Origin of the sequence: Sphingobacterium faecale (genome assembly GCF_016746095.1) — a bacterium.
Lineage (GTDB): Bacteria > Bacteroidota > Bacteroidia > Sphingobacteriales > Sphingobacteriaceae > Sphingobacterium > Sphingobacterium faecale.
This window is the reverse complement of sequence record NZ_JAERTY010000012.1, coordinates 140,696-157,185: the sequence shown is the minus strand read 5'-3', so window position 1 is coordinate 157,185 and position 16,490 is coordinate 140,696. Positions and strand designations below refer to the sequence as shown.

The following is a 16,490-nucleotide window of genomic DNA, read 5'->3' as shown; positions in this document are numbered from 1 at the left end:
TATGATAGTATACTATGGTTTAATTAGTTAAGTTAATCAGCTAACTTCCAAATCCGTTCTTACTTACAAGAAGTTAAATAGAAGTAGCTCAAGTTTTATCAATCTGTCGTGATCTTTATGATTTCTAAAAACAAATGAAAATGATGTTTCGCTTCTTTTACCTTCGTAACTGACGAAAAGCTCATGTGCTTTCAATGTTTCTATAGAAATTTCTATAATCTGAGAGAAGCCAGTGGCTTTTGTATTGAAAATTAACAAAGCAGCTTTGCCATCTCTCCATGTGATATATCTACTAAACAACTGAGTGATTGCCTTATCTAGGTATGATTTACCATTCCATAATTTACATTCAGCAACTAATAACACCTCCTTTGCTTTATTTCTAACCAAAATATCACTTTTCCCTAACCCTCGGAATGTTTCACCTGTTACGGTATGATCAAGAGATAAAGAATCTAAATATCCCACGAAGTAATCCCGATACCTCTCTTCATCCATTTTAGTTGATAATTCTCTAAAACCCTCTAAAGCAGCCCCAAGGCGAAGCATATAATCCAAAATCTGAAAATAAGCTATCTCACTTATACCTGATATTACCTCTTCTTTAAAAATTGGATCCATCGGGCTTCTAGAAAAGTAGTTTTCTAAAGTCAACTCCACTTCCTCGAGAGCTTCATTAATAGTGAAAGGCCTTCTTGCGTAGATTGTAAGATCATTGTGGCCATTAGCTTTCTGAGTTAGGTTAACATGTTGAACCGAAGCAATTTTCCTTAAATGATTTGCAATAACATCCAATAGTTCGTTAGATCTTAAAAAAACTTTGATCCAATAATTATCGTCCCTTGATCCAACTTCTAATGCAAATTTTTTGCCTGGCTCTGTTGCATTAGTACCTGGTACAGAAAGATATTGGGATGAAGCGGGTATTTTGGTTCTTGACTCTATTTCTGACTTTTCGAATTTTTCAATAATCTTTTTACAAATCGGTTCATCAGGATAGCTTGTGGCTGCTTTAAATAACACTTTTTGAGGTGCTCTATTCTCTAAGATCGTAATTAAAGATATTAATTGATCCATTTTCAAAAGATACTTTTCCTCTGTATGACATAACAGTAATATATCTAAATCGTTATATATTTCTTTCTTAGATATTCGATCTGCGACTTCAAAATGCTTAAATAACTCTTCAACGAATATATTTATCGCAAAATTAACGGTTGTATCTGAGTCTAAATTATTACCATGTTTGTGTAAAATCATGATTATCTCACCGAATTTTTTCTCATGCAGATATTGATAGATAACTTCTTGACTTAACATTTAAAGACTAATTTTACTTTTTATAAATATGCAATTATGCATGTACCTCTTTTAATCCTAAAATTTGGGCTAGTGTATTGGGAATATCAAATACTTTACCTAGCTTCAATTCTACCATATTACCCACATAATTTGGCTCTTCCAGAATATCTAAAACGTCTCCTTCAAAGATGTAATGTGGTTTTGCTATTGAAAGTGCGTAGCTGCTAAATCTTTCAAATTGATTAATGGTACTAAACTTTATCGAATAATAATCATCATCAATGTTAGAATATGTCATTTTCCATTTACGACGAAAAGCGGCTAGAATCTGTTGTAATTCTTCTTCTTTTTCTAAGTTGTAGCTATACAACAACTCTTCCTCATCTTCATTATACTCGTACTCCTGCGTTCGGTCCCAGTCGATCAAAATATGATTCTCAAACCTAAACTCGAAACGCCCTCCAAACCCATTGATTCCATCGGATAAAGCTCCCCTTTTTTCAACAATTCCTTGTTTTAATGCAATAACAATAAAAATAATTGGCGCAGAGGTTAGGTTATATTTTGCGCTATCCTCAATTTCTTGCATTCGCTCAAGAATTTCCACGCAGTGATAATCTGCACAAGAAGAAAAATACTTCAGAATTTGACCCGACAGATCCAATAAAGGATAGCCATTGTGCTTTAAATCGTATTTTTCTAAAAAAACACTCAACTGGAGATAAAGAGACGTGTGCTTATCATTATTGATTAAATCTAATGTTTGGTGCCAATTATCTTTTCTATAAATATTGCTTTCATATTCAAACTTAGCTTTACATATTTGTAGCAAACGTTCTTGGATATAAAGGTTGTAAAGAAAATAGTCTACCCTGTATCCAACTTTCATATGCCAATTACGATTATATCTATTAAGTTCACTTCTAGAATGCGTCTCGAATAGATACTTACCAAACAAAATGTCTTCACTCGCTCGCCTGTAAATTTTTCGTATTATTGAACTCTTTAATTCTAGAGGAGGAGATTCTATCTCAAGATCACACCTGATATCTTCAAGATTCTTCTTCAGCTGTTGATGAATAAACTTTATTTGCGCTATCACACTATCAATAGCTATTCGATCAGCAGCCGCATTTCTAGTCATATTTTCGACCAGATTATCTAATTCATAAAACAAAGGATAGCTGTCTGCTATTTTTTTAAATTGGGAGCCCGCTGGATTTTGTTTCGTAAAACACTCATTTACAATCAGTCCTAATGCATAAACATCAGCTGCCTCATGTACGTTGTGTACATTATTTTTTGTCTTTTGCTCAGGTGCCATGTAATTCCTATTGGCAAGCCAATCGCTCTTTTTGGTTAACCCATATTCCTTGAAATGGGCAATACCGAAATCTGCAAGCACTAGATTATTACCGTCTATGAGTATATTCTCTGGTTTGATGTCACGATGCCTGATTCCTTTTCTATGAATGTATTTTAAAGCAGCACATATTTTCAATATATACTTGATAAGCATATCTGCTTTTTCCTCTTCATCGATAACCTGTCGCAAAGTCCTGGAATAGAATGGCATTACGTAAAACGGAGTTCCTTGATGATTACCTTCAGCAATTACCTTCACAATATTACGGTGGGTTGCGTGTTTACTAAAAGAAATTTCAGCTTTAAAACGGGCAATTTTATTACCAGACTTATCATTTAGTAAACTTTCTGATTTGATATATTTAATCGCAAACTGTTGTCCACCAGATTCCGCCGTCCATACTGTACCTGCCCCTCCTTCTCCCTTTTTCTTATCAAGTTTATACTCGGCACCTTCTACTTCGATTATTTGGTCCTTTTTGAACATAGCTTATTCTAAAACACCTATTTTCTTTGCACTAGATAATGCAACAGACAATACTTCAAACACATTTAATTCAAAATTTTCGCTCTCAAGGTCTTCTTCACTAGTAGATTTCAAGAAATAAAACTCTGAAGTTCGCAATTCAAAATTGGCTTCTGCCTTAAAGTGAATATAACACGTTAGTTCTTTGCTATAAATAACAGTCTTATCTTTATCTTCTAATCGATAAGTAATCATTTTTTTAGGATCTGTTATAAAAGGAATTGCATAGCCTAAAACAGCACTATGGACGGATGAATTATCGACATTCTTTTCTGAGTTGTAACTATTCTTATCCTTATAGAAATCTTGTGCTAAAGAATCTAATTTTTCTTTTATAATGTCAATCGTTGGATAGTAAGCTAATAATAACTGAAATAAAATTATCAAAGGATACGAACTGCTATCTAAGCTATTAGGATTTATTGTAATTGGAATATCTTTTAATCTTACATCTGTAACTTGAAGCAACGACCGTAGATTAAGCAATCTTGCATTAATCAAATTATTAAGTAACCATTCTATTGTAGAAACAAACATATTATATCTTGAAGACTCCTGTGTAAGATATATAAAACGGGTATTACTTCGACTTTTCTCATTTGCTTTCAACTCTCTAAGCAAGTGATATACAACACCACATACAAAGTGTCTATTATCGAAATCAAAAGGCGCATGGGAGTAAAACTTATCCAAATACCCTTTGAAATCTACACCTGCACCATATTTGTGCCTATAGATGCGTCGGATATTCTCAATATCGCAGACGAAGATAATCTTGTCAAAGCCAAACTTATTACAGCCATTGCCGTCTAGACTTTCTCCCCGATATTCAAAATGTGTAGAGAAGACATTGAAAAGACGGAAGATGTGTTCTGGATCCAGACGGTCTAGATCATCTATAACTAATACTACTTTATGCTCTGTCTTTGCTTGCAAACGTATTATCAGCTCTTTGACCTTCTCAGATATACTGTCCATTTCAATGGCACTTCTCTCTTTATTGATTAAAGCTCCTACAAAGGTCTCGATGTCTTTAGTTTCGTTGGGTTGTATTGCCTTATGGAATGCGTTGAAATCCTTTACAGTATCTGTAAAGGCCTTGAAAAAGTTAGATGAAGACTTGCCTATATTACCAAAGCACGAAAGTATGGCTTCTATCCACGGTGTCAAAGACATACTGTCTCGTACAAATACCTGTGCTGTGAGCAGCTTACTGAAGTCTTCTTGTTGAAGATCTAGCTGGTTGCCATACTTACCAATGAGCTGTGTCAATATATCAAACTTGATCAGTTGGAAGACGTCCTCATTGGACGATACAGAATAATTGACGGGGTAAAGTTTTATGGTGTGATATTCCGCTTGCTCATCTTCGAATACTTTATTAAGGAATGTAGTCTTGCCCTGCCCAAATGGCCCAGAGAATAAGATGCGGTGATTGTCGGTATCTGCAAGGTGATCTTTGAACTGCTGCTCCAAAGAATCTTGGTTAATAACAAATGGTTCTGTCTGTCCCGGTGTCATATGTATTTAAGTCTCCTACAAGATACCTGAAATCTAATAATGAATCAAATAATATTGTATAAAAATACAAGACTCATGCTAGTACAAATAACTATACTATCTTTGCTCCCAATCAAATAAAAATTAAAACTTATAGCCGATGAATGATCTTAAATCCTATTTTGAACACCAACTGATAAAGCAAACAAAGGAATACAATATTTTTTCTGTTCTACATAGAGAAGATGATGAAACACGTCTACATTCTAGATTTCTTGCGTTTTTGCTAGACCCGAAGGAGTCTCACAATATAGGTGACATGTTTTTCAAATTATTCTTAGAACAGGTTTTAAATATATACTTTGACTATACCAACTATGAAGTAAAGAAAGAATTTCAGTTTATCGATATTCTTATCCATAATGACAGTGATGCTGTTATCATTGAAAATAAAATTTATGCGGGAGATAGTAACCATAAGGACACGGTTGATGAAGTTGGTGATGGTGCATCTGACATTAAGGTCGGTTATAAAGGTTAGCTAGAAAGATATTACAATACGGTATCTAACGGCATAAATAAAAAAGGTGATGACACGGACTTAAAAAGAAATGTGAGACAGGTAGCGTACCTTACATTGGCTGGACACCAGCCTACGAAGGAAAGCATCGGCATGTTGCCAATTGAACCAAAGATAATCTCCTACATCGACCATATCAACAAATGGTTGGAGCAGTGTGCTGCATTGATCGATAATACGTCTCCAAAACTGAGTGCTGACATCCGGCAATATAGACAACTGGTGATAAAACTGACGAGCGAGGTTCCTCAGGTTTTAAAGAATCAAGCTATAATTTCGGATAATATCGATATTGCTTGGGACCTAGAAAATAGTGATAAGTTTTTCACTAGAGATATGGCTACGATATTCAATCATGTAAAGTGGCATACGATAGATGACTTTTTTAACGAATTGGCCTATGCTTTGGAGCAACAGGAAAACTGTAATGTAGTATCTAGACCTGATCCAGAAAGTGTTACGAAAGTAGCGCATAGTAAGGGTAAATCGACGCATATGCTGATTCTGACTTTTGTTCTAAACGGTAACTCGATGCAGATCGTAAGTGATTCCAAAGGCTTTACTCTAGGTAATCTGAGTACTATGCAATGGGATAACATCAAAGGTGTAGATCTGAAATTAAATGACTTTAGCAAAGAAGGTACCTTTCGTATGATTAAGGGGGCGGATAGAGAGATAGTCGTTTCAGAAATAGTAAACTTTACTTTAGAAAACTACAATAAACTGAAAAAGGTTTTTTAGATCCTACCTCAGACAACCACTTTTTCATGAAAATCTGTAGATCCGTCGGGCCGTTGATAATGGAAAATCTTGATAGACTTACAATTAGGATGGTCGAATACTTCCTTAAATATTGTCCGATCAGATAAGCCACATGAATGCTCAATTACATACACTTGATAACAGAGTGATCGGTTATTGACGTCTTGCTATAGCTAACTATTTCAGAAAAACTAGATAATTCCAATCGGCAAGTCATTCAGCAGTTTCTTTTGTGTACGCCAGGATGGGGAATATTGATCCATCAACAGAATAAATCTTTTGTTGTGATTACGCTCGAGTAAATGCACCAATTCATGCACTACTATATATTCAATGCAGTCAATCGGTTTTTTTGCCAACTCAATATTAAACCAGATTCTTTTGAGATCAGTTGCACATGAGCCCCATTTGGTTTTCATTACTCTAATCTTAAACTCTGGAACGTCAACACGGAGCAATGCTGCATATTGTTGAACCATTACCTTCAATTTGTTCCGTAATTCTTTACGATAAAAACGATACAAAATGGCTTTCTTTAATTGTAAATCTTCAACATCCTTAACATGCAAGATCATTTTTTTACCCAGAATTTGGATGGAATTACGATTTGACTGTCGAACATCTAATAAATAGCGTTCGCCAAAAAGATAATGACTTTCTCGCGTAATCATCAATCTTTCATCTTCACGCGCTTGATCTCTGAATTTCCTTTGTTCTTTCTTTATCCATCCTAGCTTAGACGCAGCATAAATCTTTACTTTCTCCAAATCATAAAAATCCGGAGATGCAATCGTGACGCGTCCCTCCGGTGGATGAACACTCAAATGAAGGTTTTTAATGGGCTTGAAGGTTACCTCAATCTCTACCTCAGCTATCTTCAAACTTTCAATATGCATTAGTACTCGTCCTTATGTGCTTCAATTATTTTATAGACAACTTGTACCTTTTCAATATCTTTTACAACGTCGAAAATAGCCTTCTTAACAATATTTTGTTTGGCCAAATTCTCTCTAAAACCTTCTTGCTTGGAATATTGAACAGCTTGTTCACAAGCCAAAGCCAATTCCTCACTTTCTAAAGTATGATACAGGGCTACCTTTCCTTTGGTATTTAAAGTACTGGGCAAATCGTCTTTTTTCCCCTGATTCACTTGGCGAACCAGTTCTGCCATTTTTACTAAATATTCCTGATAGGAAATCATTTCTTTTTTCCGTTGCTCAATCAATTCCTGAAGCAGCACTGACATGTGGTCGAAGTATTTAGGGTCTAAAAGATGTTCCTCTACAATTTTGCTACGTACATTATTTTCAATTGTTTCGGCAACAGCTTCTTTACTACCCTTAATTCCTTCAGGTAAAGTTTTGATCGCATCCTCAATATTACTCTCTAATAAATCGAGCAGCGAAATATCTTCAAAAGGTGAAATTGTTTCAGATTCCTCAGCCCGAATATAGGTGTCAATTAGGAATCGCATGTCAGACTCATAGGCTTTCAAATCAATGGTTTCGCCAGAAGCAATACGAATGATTTCTCTTAAATTCAGGTAATCATCTAATTTCTTATGAAATCGTTGAACTTCGACATCACTAAATGACGTGCTGTGAAAATCTGCTTTGATCGCTGTATAAGCACGAATATATTCTACAATGGCCTTGTACAATGCCATGCGCTTAAACTCATTTGATTTTAAATCTTCGGGATTTTCTGTGTTGCCACAGAAATATCGAATATAATCTAAATCAGTTTTTGGTGCGGCAACATTTTCAATAATTGCTTCGACAGTTTCGTAAGCAGTCATTAATCGATCTACAGCGATTTTGACGCGATCTTTCAACTGAATTTCAACATCCTCTTTTGTAAAACCTTCGCTATCCAACTCCGAAGTGTATACATTGATGGCATCGGTCACATTACCAAATAACTCCATGTAATCCACAATGTAGCCATAATCTTTATCGTCAGTATCTAACCTATTTACACGACATATAGCCTGAAACAAGGTGTGATCTTGCATTTTTTTGTCAATGTAGATATAAGAACATGGAGGCGCATCAAAGCCTGTCAGCAGTTTAGAAACTACAATCAATAGTTTCATTTTAGCAGGTTCTTTTCGGAACTGCTCTTTGCTATCATCTTCGTATGTTTCTGTCTTCGATTTCGACCCTTTGACACTTACATTTTTTAATAACTCATCGTAGGTTTTGTAGATAAAGGCTTTGTCCGTTTCGGTATCAGCGCCTGTATCTTCTAATGTAATATCGCCAATGTAAGGATTGTATGAGGTAATAACTGCACACCTATTCTTAAGCTCGGTTTGTAAAAATAGGTTATAGTACTTGCACGCTTCATAGATACTAGAGGCCACTAAAATCGCATTTCCTTTTTCACTGGCTAAACGTGGCTTGACAGAGAAATCCATCACAATATCGGATACGATTTTCTCCATTCTACTTTTAGAGCTCAATACATTCTGCATAGTGCCCCATTTTTTCTTCAATTCGTTGCGCTGAAAATCATTTAGGCCTGAAGTTTTGGCATCAAACCATTGATCTACTTTTGTTTGCGATGTCAAACTTTGCTCAATTTTTCGACCTTCGTACATTAAGTCCTTTACCACTCCGTCCTGTACCGCTTCGTTGAATTTATAGGTATGAATGTATCGACCAAATACATCCATAGTGGTTTTCTTATCTTCTTTCAGTAATGGCGTACCTGTAAAACCTACAAAAACGGCATTGTGTAACACGGCTTTCATTACTTGATTCAATTTGCCACTTTGGGTACGGTGACATTCGTCTATGAACACAAAAATTTCGCCTTGCGTTTGTATCGGATTTTCTTGTAACTCTTTTAAGAAAGCATCAAAATCTGTTTCTCCTTTATTTCCGAATTTGTGTATCAGCGAACAGACCAATCGAGGTCTTGACGCCATCAAAAAATTCATCAACTCCTTCCCTGATCTTGTTTTTGCAATATCTGTTTCGCCTACATCGTTAAACACACGCTCTATTTGATCGTCTAGCTCTGTACGGTCGGTTAAAATAACCAAACGTGAATTGGATACGTTTTCGAGAATCCATTTCCCTAGCATCACCATCATCAATGACTTGCCCGATCCTTGGGTATGCCAAATAATGCCACCTTCTTTGCGTTTTATGTATTCTTGTGCAGCTTTCAATCCAAAGTATTGATGAGGTCGTGGTAACTTTTTCACTCCAGCATCAAATACTACGGCATTGTATATTACATCTAAAAATCGCTCTTTGGTGCAAAGCTTCTTTAGGTACTTATCGAGTTTGTATTCTGTATTATCCTGTTCGTCCTCTTTCCAGGAAAGGAAATATTTCGCAGGGGTTTCAATGGTTCCGTATTTCAACCCCTGGGTATTATTGCCCGCCATCACAAACTGCACTGTGGTATAAAACCACTCGTTGAAAATTTCCTTTTGGTTGGATATGGATTGATTGACTGACTCTGCGATATCTGTGGTACCACGTTTTAGCTCCAATACGCCTAATGCAATACCATTAACATATAATACAATATCGGGGCGACGTGTATGCTGCCCCTTGGTCAAGGTAACTTCTTCGGCAATGGCAAACTCATTGTTTTGCCAATTGTTCCAATCGATCGGAAAAATAGTGTCAAACTGCTCCCCTAATTCCGGTCGTGCCTTGATACCATAACGTAAGGTATTATAGAATGATTTATTACGATCGTACAAATTGCCCGAATTGGTGTGCGCCAGATCATACAGTTCCTTCACGGCTTTGTTAACCAAAGTCTCGGTATAACCACGCTTCAGCAGATTAGCTTTTAGCTTCTCTTCTTCTACATTGCTATTGTTATCTCGCTTCTCCCAATTGCCATAGTAAACATAGCTCAATTGCTCTAGGAATAGCTTAACTATACGGTTTTGTGTAATGCGCTCAATGGGGTTGATCATAAATCTTGGTTCTTTGATGTGGCAATCGCTATTGCCTTATGCAGTTTTTCTTTTAGGATTTCCTGCGACGGAAGTAATGTCAAGTATTCTGCTACTTTTATATTAGCCTGCTCCAGTTGCATGAGTTCAATATGTTCCTCATTCTTACCGGTACACAGTATTAATCCGATGGGGTTGTTCTCCCCTTCTATTTGTTCGTTTTTTTGCAGGTAGCGTAGGTACAGTTCCATCTGCCCTTTGAAACCAGCTTCAAATTCACCTATCTTCAGGTCAATGGCAACCAGACATTTCAACCTGCGGTGATAGAATAGTAGATCAATGTAGTAATCTCTATTGTCTATACTGATTCGCTTCTGACGGGCCATAAAAGCAAAATCACTACCCATCTCAATAATAAATCGCTGTAGCTCTACTATGATAGAGGTCTCTAGATCTTTCTCAGAATAGGTATCACGAAGCCCTAAGAAATCCAGAAAATAAGGATCTCTGAACACGAGGTCGGGTGAGAGCTGTTGTTCGTCTTTTAGCAAGGCTAAATCACCAACAATGGTTTCGTCAGGCTTTTTGCTGATAGCGGTACGTTCGTAAAGCATAGATTGGATACGTTCTTGGAAGGTTCGGACGCTCCATTTTTCGTGCTTACAAATTTCTATATAGAATTCCCGCTTTAAGGGATCTTCTATAGGAATAAGTAGCTTGATATGTGACCAACTCAATTGTCGTATCAGTGATACGACAATCTTTTCATCAGGAAATACCTCAGCAAACTGCATCATCCGTCGCAAATTTTTCTCTGAAAACGATGTCCCATATTCACTTTGTAATTGTCGCCACAGTGTAGCGACAATCTGTTTGCCATAGCTTTGTTGCTTGTCGTACTGCTTTAATTCTTTATTAATAGCAGAGCCAATGCTCCAGTATAGCATACTCATGGTAGCGTTGACCGCTACAGCTACTTGCTGTTTGCTATCTTCTATCAACTGCTTGATAGTAGCGAAAAGTGGATTATTTTGTTCTAATTGGCTCATAACCTAAATTTACAAATAATTTCTTACAGCAAGCGTATTCTACCCGTTAGCAACTCTTGCATCATACCTTGTTTGATCTGGCGTGCTTTGTCCAGTTGCGCTTCTAATGCCTCGATCTCCGTATCCATATCGGATAGGATTGTAGCGATGCGAGTTTGTTCGGAAAGGGGTGGGCAATGAAACATTGTACTTCTAAGAATACTGTTATATAACCTCTGAATTGTCCCACCTTCTGTATTGTATTTTATAACATCTAACACATATTTCAAGAAGGCATCTGTAACTATTTTCTCTTGATTTTCAATCCATACAATATTTGAATCTTGGAAATAACTCTCTTCACCGTCGTATACAACTGTTTTACCAATTGTTCCAGCTGCTGAAATTAAAATATTACCTTTATTAGGATAAAAAAATCTACTTTTAAAATCTTCGTAATGCTTTCTCGTAATAAATGCATCAGGTGTTTTGCCAAATGTTCCTATCTTGTAAAAAGGTATTTCACCATATTCTGATGTTTGGTATTGAAATACTCTTTTACACATCCTAACTTCACCAACCTCCCCCAACGTCTTGACTTCCCAATCATCTTTGGGCGTCAACAATTTCTGCATGGCTCCTTTTTTGATGAGGCGTTTTTTGGCAATGAGTTGCTCTAAGCTTTCTATCCACGCATCAGCATCTGATAATGCATTCGCAATGGCTTCTTGCTCGGGTAATGGAGGGAGTGGGATTTGATATTTTGCTAATGCAATACCTGTTAATTGAGGAATACCACCACTTTCATCATATATTTCTAAATAAGAATTAATGTAATTTTCTAAAAATGTATTATTTACTATATTTTTCGATAATTCTACAACGATTAAACGGCCAATAGCTGTAAAGCGTCCATTTCTTTTAAATGCTTTTCCAATACCAATCCCTCGTCCGACAATAGTTACAGCATATGCATTAGATTTATAGTCTGAGCTGTATCCATAGAGACCATAATTTGTAACTGTATTTGAATATATTGGATATGTGTATTCAGAATCTTGCACTTCAGAAAAAGTATTTAGGTCAACATCACCACCTACAACGACATTGGCTATTTCTCCTATCATTACAACCTCCCAATCCTCAGGAATTAAGCCAATATCCGTCTGTTGCATTCCCTTTACCATGCTAATCCCATTTGTTTTAGATGAGCGGATACTTTTGTTTGAGCATCTAAAACCTGTGCTTCCAAAGTCGGTAGCGTGATGGCATAACGTCCTGCTAAAGCTTTAATACGCTGGCTCAGGTTTTGGCTTACTTGTTCTTGTTCTTGTGCCAAGGCATTTTCCAGATAAGCTTGCCATTTATGTTCAATAACTAAGCTTTTGATATCGGCTTCGCTAAGGCTTGGGTATTGTGTTAATACCTTTGCTTCTAACTCCGCATTTAATACATTAATTTTTGCCTTGGATTTCTTGATGTTAATTTCCAATCCCAAGTACTCTTCCAAAATTTCAAAACTATTCTTGGCTTCGTAAAGAACCTCCTCTTCAGCTGCCACGCCAAAATCAATTGGCTCAACCGCTTTCAATTTCTTAGTAGGTTTTAATTGCTTCAGCAATTTATTGATTTCAGAAGCATTGATCTTTTCCAAATCGGCAAACAAGCCATCTTCCGCACTTTGCTCCTCTTCGATTTCTTGCATACGGCTTTGGTATGTTTCCACCAATTGCTCAGCTTCGTTAATAGCATTTCGCTCTGCTTCAAAATAAATATTAATCAGCAAATCTGGCGATATCATTCTGCCTTCAATACCTGCCAAACCTGTCACCTCTTTGTCGGCTTTGGTTTTGCCGTTTCTGTCGGGTTTAGATTTTATAAGCAATCGCTGATACTCATTACCCGCTTTCCAACCATCCATGGCAACACTATACACATCGTCTTGCATGATTTCGTTCCAAAACTGCATCAGATGTTGGTATAGATCATAATTGTCGATCAACGCATTATCACTAAGGCTGGCAAATAATTGCTCGCTGGCATCCGCTATTACATCTTTAGGATGTACTCCTTTGTCTAAAGCATCCCATTTTACTTTTTGTGCGTTCAACCATTCCTTAAAATGGATTTGTAAGTTCTGGTTATTGGCAACAAACTCGGGATGACCGAATATATGAGATTTCAGATCAGCAAGACTTCCTTGCAAGGCATAAAAACCAGGGCGTTCTTCACTAAACAAATCTTTTTTAAGATTGGGGAATACTTGCCAATAGGTTTGCAAGGAATCAATATCCGCCTTAGGAATACCACCCAATAGATGGGCTTCAATATTTTGGATATCCTCGGCTTCCTGTGTATCGATATATCGTGGAATATTAAGGTTGTAATCGTTTTTAGCATCAGCAATTTCGGTCATCGATACCATTCTGCTATATTTTGGTAGCTCAGAAGAATGACTGAAAACGTCAGTCATTTTACGGATATCTTGCTCGCGAAGACGATTTTTATTACCATCTTTCATGAAGCCTTTGCTCGCATCGATCATAAAAATTCCTTTGCGATGCTCGGCATTCTCTTTGTCCAAAACTAGAATACACGCTGGAATACCCGTGCCGTAAAATAAGTTGGCTGGTAAGCCAATAATGCCTTTGATGTAGCCTTTCTTTAATATGTTTTTACGGATTTCGCCTTCAGCATTTCCACGGAACAACACACCATGCGGTAATACCACTGCAGCTTTACCTGTTGCTTTTAAGGATTTGATAATATGCAATAAAAAGGCATAATCTCCATTTTTCTCTGGGGGTACACCCAATTCGAAGCGTGCAAATTCATCGCTGTCCACATTCACGCCATTGCTCCAACTTTTTAGGGAAAACGGCGGGTTGGCGACCACATAATCAAATCGCTTTAAGCTGCCATCGGCTTCTTTGTAGGCTGGACGCGTCAAGGTATTATCTGCAACAATCTCCGCAGTGGGACTATTGTGTAAGATCATATTCATCTTCGCCAAGTTGGCGGTAGCAGTTTCTTTTTCTTGTCCGTAGAGGGTTATATTTTTCCCAGACTCATTAGCAACCTTTAATAACAATGATCCCGATCCACAGGTGGGGTCATAAGCTGTCGTTTGATTGGTCGAATTGGCTGGTGAAATGCCTATCACCTTGGCCAATACTCTCGACACTTCCGCAGGAGTATAAAACTGTCCTTTGGATTTCCCGGATTCTGTTGCAAAGTGGCGCATCAAAAATTCGTAAGCATCCCCCAAGATATCATCGCCCTCCGCAGAGTTTTTGGCAAAATCCAAGCTAGGATCGTTGAAGATACGTACTAGGTTGGATACAGTATCAACCAAATCCTTGCCTTTTCCCAATTTGTTTTCGTCATTGAAATCAGGAAAATCGGTCAGCTTGTTGGCTTCTTTAATGGGGTTAAGAATCTCCTTGTTGATCTTATCACCAATCTCTGTATTTCCAATCAATGCCACCATTGCATCAAAAGAAGCACCTTCTGGAACGGTGATGGCTCCAAAAGGATCGCCTTTGTATTTGTCGGAGATGTACTTGACAAACAACATAGTCAGTACGTAATCTTTATATTGTGAGGCGTCCATGCCTCCACGTAGTTCGTCGCAAGAAGCCCAAAGTGAACTGTATAATTCTGATTTTTTAATCGCCATAAATTCTGATAATCAAGATCTTAATGATCTGTAGATTTTGGCCTTAAAATAGACTTTATTTAGCACTTAGGCAATAGGAAAATGCTCTAGTTAAAGCTTATTTTTGCTTGTTTAGCAGTTGTATAATGCTATCTTACTCTTTAAGTAGTTATTTGCATTAAGGGCATCTTTTCAACCCTTAATGCAAATAACTACTTAATTTGTCTTTGTTAATTCTGCGGAAGCGCATTTTTATCATTAAATTCTACTATTAATTTACGCATCATTCCTTTGTTACTAAAATGCCGGCCGATATTAACTACTTTTTCATGAAAATCTGTAGATCCGTCTGGCCGTTGATAATGGAAAATCTTGATAGACTTACAATTAGGATGATCGAACACCTCCTTAAACATGGTCCGATCGGATAAGCCACATGAATGCCCTATTACATGTACTTGATAGGTATCTTCATTTAAAAAACGTATTAAGTTTCTATAGTTTGGCGTCCTCAGATATTGATAGGATTTAATATGATCAAATAGTTCGTTCATGCGCTGTTCTTCGAACTGCATATATTCTTTGTCATGCTCATCCCCAAAACCAAAAATGATAGGGTTGTCAGAATTATTCAGTTGCCCGTGGATATGGTTTAGGTCAATCTTTGAAAAGTATTTACTTTTCAAATTTTCACGGTAAGTCTCAAATGTATTTGTATAATTGAAATTTAGAACGTGGGCTTTATGAAGTATTCTTTCCTGAAGAGAAAACTTTTTCCCCAGTTTACTCTGTAAAGCCTTAGGGTCGTCAATAACTGTATCAAAATCAGAAAGTTCAAACGGTGAGTTAAGTATATCTAATAGATTGGGATTTACTGAATGTATATGATTTTGTTCTACTGAAATAAGATACTCTTCTAGTTTTGTTTTAAGGAATTTGAATTCACTATTTAGTTGTTTTACCTCTTCTAAATTAAAACTCTTTGTACTGATCTTCCCTCCTAAATCCAATAGATTATCAAAGTATTGATTTTCAATGTCTACCCAGTTCTTTAGCGAGAGATTGATCAATAACTCTTTAAAAAATCTTGATCTAACTGTGACAACACACCTAAGTTCGCGAGGAATCTGTGTTTCGAAATATTGATGTATATACATACTCTCCTGTATATCGTCATAATCGTCTTCATCCCGACATGGACTTAAGTCAATTAATTCATCCTGAAAATAGCATTGATTTGCCGTATATCGATTAGCACATTGGCTCATGTACCAAAGAATAAAATCTTTGTAGCCGGTCTCTAAACCATGTGCTAAATCGAAGCCATTGCCGATTAGTATTAGTCTATTCATTCGTAAATCCTTTAGCCAGGAAACTAATTTTGCTCTGTACAAATGCTCCAGAGAATAAGATACGGGATTATCGGTGTCTGCAAGATGATCTTTGAACTGCTGCTCTAAAGAACCTTGTCCTATTCGATATGTATATTTAAATCACCTCCAAGATACTTGAAATCTAATAATGAATCAAATAATATTGTATAAAAACACAAGACTAACAGATAGCTTTTGTAAGGGAAACCGTAGCGCTATTGGTTCTACTAAAAAAGAATCAATTGGTGAAAGGATGGGGCGTAAGGAGTGTATAAACTGTTTTCCTTTGTCTGTTAAATTAGAATGTTAAAACTTTGACTTTATGATAAAATAGATCGTCACCTTTGAAAAACACGGTTTAATAAAATTAACACATCATGTTTTAATAAAAATAACACAACAATATTTACTAAATTAGTCACATCTGTTTTTAATAAAAATAACACAGCAGGTGACGTATAGTAAAAAGTA

General features: G+C 36.6%; 9 protein-coding genes and 1 pseudogene. 1 reads left to right on the top strand and 9 read right to left on the bottom strand.

The window, feature by feature from the left end; genetic code table 11:
- Positions 1 to 63: 63 nt before the first annotated feature.
- From JKG61_RS20225 to JKG61_RS20215, 3 genes are read right to left on the bottom strand one after another with little or no spacing between them, the layout of a single operon-like run.
- On the bottom strand, positions 64 to 1,320 hold the full coding sequence (locus JKG61_RS20225; RefSeq protein WP_202104829.1) for a hypothetical protein: 1,257 nt from the start codon (positions 1,318 to 1,320) through the stop codon (positions 64 to 66).
- A 34-nt stretch (positions 1,321 to 1,354) separates the two neighbouring features.
- Positions 1,355 to 3,154, bottom strand: coding sequence for a serine/threonine-protein kinase (locus tag JKG61_RS20220; RefSeq protein ID WP_202104828.1), 1,800 nt, complete (start codon positions 3,152 to 3,154; stop codon positions 1,355 to 1,357).
- A gap of 3 nt (positions 3,155 to 3,157) precedes the next feature.
- Entirely contained in the window at positions 3,158 to 4,714 is a 1,557-nt protein-coding gene (locus tag JKG61_RS20215; RefSeq protein ID WP_202104827.1) for a P-loop NTPase fold protein, read from the bottom strand.
- 139 nt (positions 4,715 to 4,853) lie between these two features.
- On the opposite strand from JKG61_RS20215, the pseudogene JKG61_RS23365 reads away from it, so the two are divergent.
- A pseudogene (locus tag JKG61_RS23365) lies at positions 4,854 to 6,014 on the top strand (PDDEXK-like family protein).
- A 212-nt stretch (positions 6,015 to 6,226) separates the two neighbouring features.
- On the opposite strand, the gene JKG61_RS20200 reads toward JKG61_RS23365, so the two are convergent.
- From JKG61_RS20200 to JKG61_RS20175, 6 genes are all read right to left on the bottom strand, one after another.
- Positions 6,227 to 6,931 carry a M48 family metallopeptidase gene (locus JKG61_RS20200; RefSeq protein ID WP_202104824.1) on the bottom strand — a complete coding sequence of 235 codons (705 nt, stop codon included), beginning with the start codon at positions 6,929 to 6,931 and terminating at the stop codon, positions 6,227 to 6,229.
- The gene (locus tag JKG61_RS20195) at positions 6,931 to 9,981 is read right to left on the bottom strand and encodes a type I restriction endonuclease subunit R (protein ID WP_202104823.1); all 3,051 of its coding nucleotides are present in this window, start codon (positions 9,979 to 9,981) and stop codon (positions 6,931 to 6,933) included. Before JKG61_RS20195 ends, JKG61_RS20200 begins: the two co-directional genes overlap by 1 nt.
- On the bottom strand, positions 9,978 to 11,009 hold the full coding sequence (locus JKG61_RS20190; protein ID WP_202104822.1) for a PDDEXK nuclease domain-containing protein: 1,032 nt from the start codon (positions 11,007 to 11,009) through the stop codon (positions 9,978 to 9,980). Before JKG61_RS20190 ends, JKG61_RS20195 begins: the two co-directional genes overlap by 4 nt.
- A gap of 23 nt (positions 11,010 to 11,032) precedes the next feature.
- Positions 11,033 to 12,175 (bottom strand): restriction endonuclease subunit S, encoded by a 1,143-nt coding sequence (locus tag JKG61_RS20185; protein ID WP_202104821.1) that lies wholly within the window; start codon positions 12,173 to 12,175, stop codon positions 11,033 to 11,035.
- Positions 12,169 to 14,667: a type I restriction-modification system subunit M gene (locus JKG61_RS20180; RefSeq protein ID WP_202104820.1), complete on the bottom strand. Its 2,499-nt coding sequence runs from the start codon at positions 14,665 to 14,667 to the stop codon at positions 12,169 to 12,171. Before JKG61_RS20180 ends, JKG61_RS20185 begins: the two co-directional genes overlap by 7 nt.
- Before the next feature lie 209 nt (positions 14,668 to 14,876).
- The gene (locus JKG61_RS20175) at positions 14,877 to 15,998 is read right to left on the bottom strand and encodes an AbiH family protein (protein WP_202104819.1); all 1,122 of its coding nucleotides are present in this window, start codon (positions 15,996 to 15,998) and stop codon (positions 14,877 to 14,879) included.
- Positions 15,999 to 16,490 lie beyond the last annotated feature (492 nt).

Coding starts and splice junctions, on each gene's coding strand:
- JKG61_RS20200 (WP_202104824.1), bottom strand. CDS start 6,931: ATGCATATTGAAAGTTTGAAGATAGCTGAGGTAGAGATTGAGGTAACC.
- JKG61_RS20180 (WP_202104820.1), bottom strand. CDS start 14,667: ATGGCGATTAAAAAATCAGAATTATACAGTTCACTTTGGGCTTCTTGC.
- JKG61_RS20185 (WP_202104821.1), bottom strand. CDS start 12,175: ATGGTAAAGGGAATGCAACAGACGGATATTGGCTTAATTCCTGAGGAT.
- JKG61_RS20225 (WP_202104829.1), bottom strand. CDS start 1,320: ATGTTAAGTCAAGAAGTTATCTATCAATATCTGCATGAGAAAAAATTC.
- JKG61_RS20220 (WP_202104828.1), bottom strand. CDS start 3,154: ATGTTCAAAAAGGACCAAATAATCGAAGTAGAAGGTGCCGAGTATAAA.
- JKG61_RS20215 (WP_202104827.1), bottom strand. CDS start 4,714: ATGACACCGGGACAGACAGAACCATTTGTTATTAACCAAGATTCTTTG.
- JKG61_RS20195 (WP_202104823.1), bottom strand. CDS start 9,981: ATGATCAACCCCATTGAGCGCATTACACAAAACCGTATAGTTAAGCTA.
- JKG61_RS20175 (WP_202104819.1), bottom strand. CDS start 15,998: ATGAATAGACTAATACTAATCGGCAATGGCTTCGATTTAGCACATGGT.
- JKG61_RS20190 (WP_202104822.1), bottom strand. CDS start 11,009: ATGAGCCAATTAGAACAAAATAATCCACTTTTCGCTACTATCAAGCAG.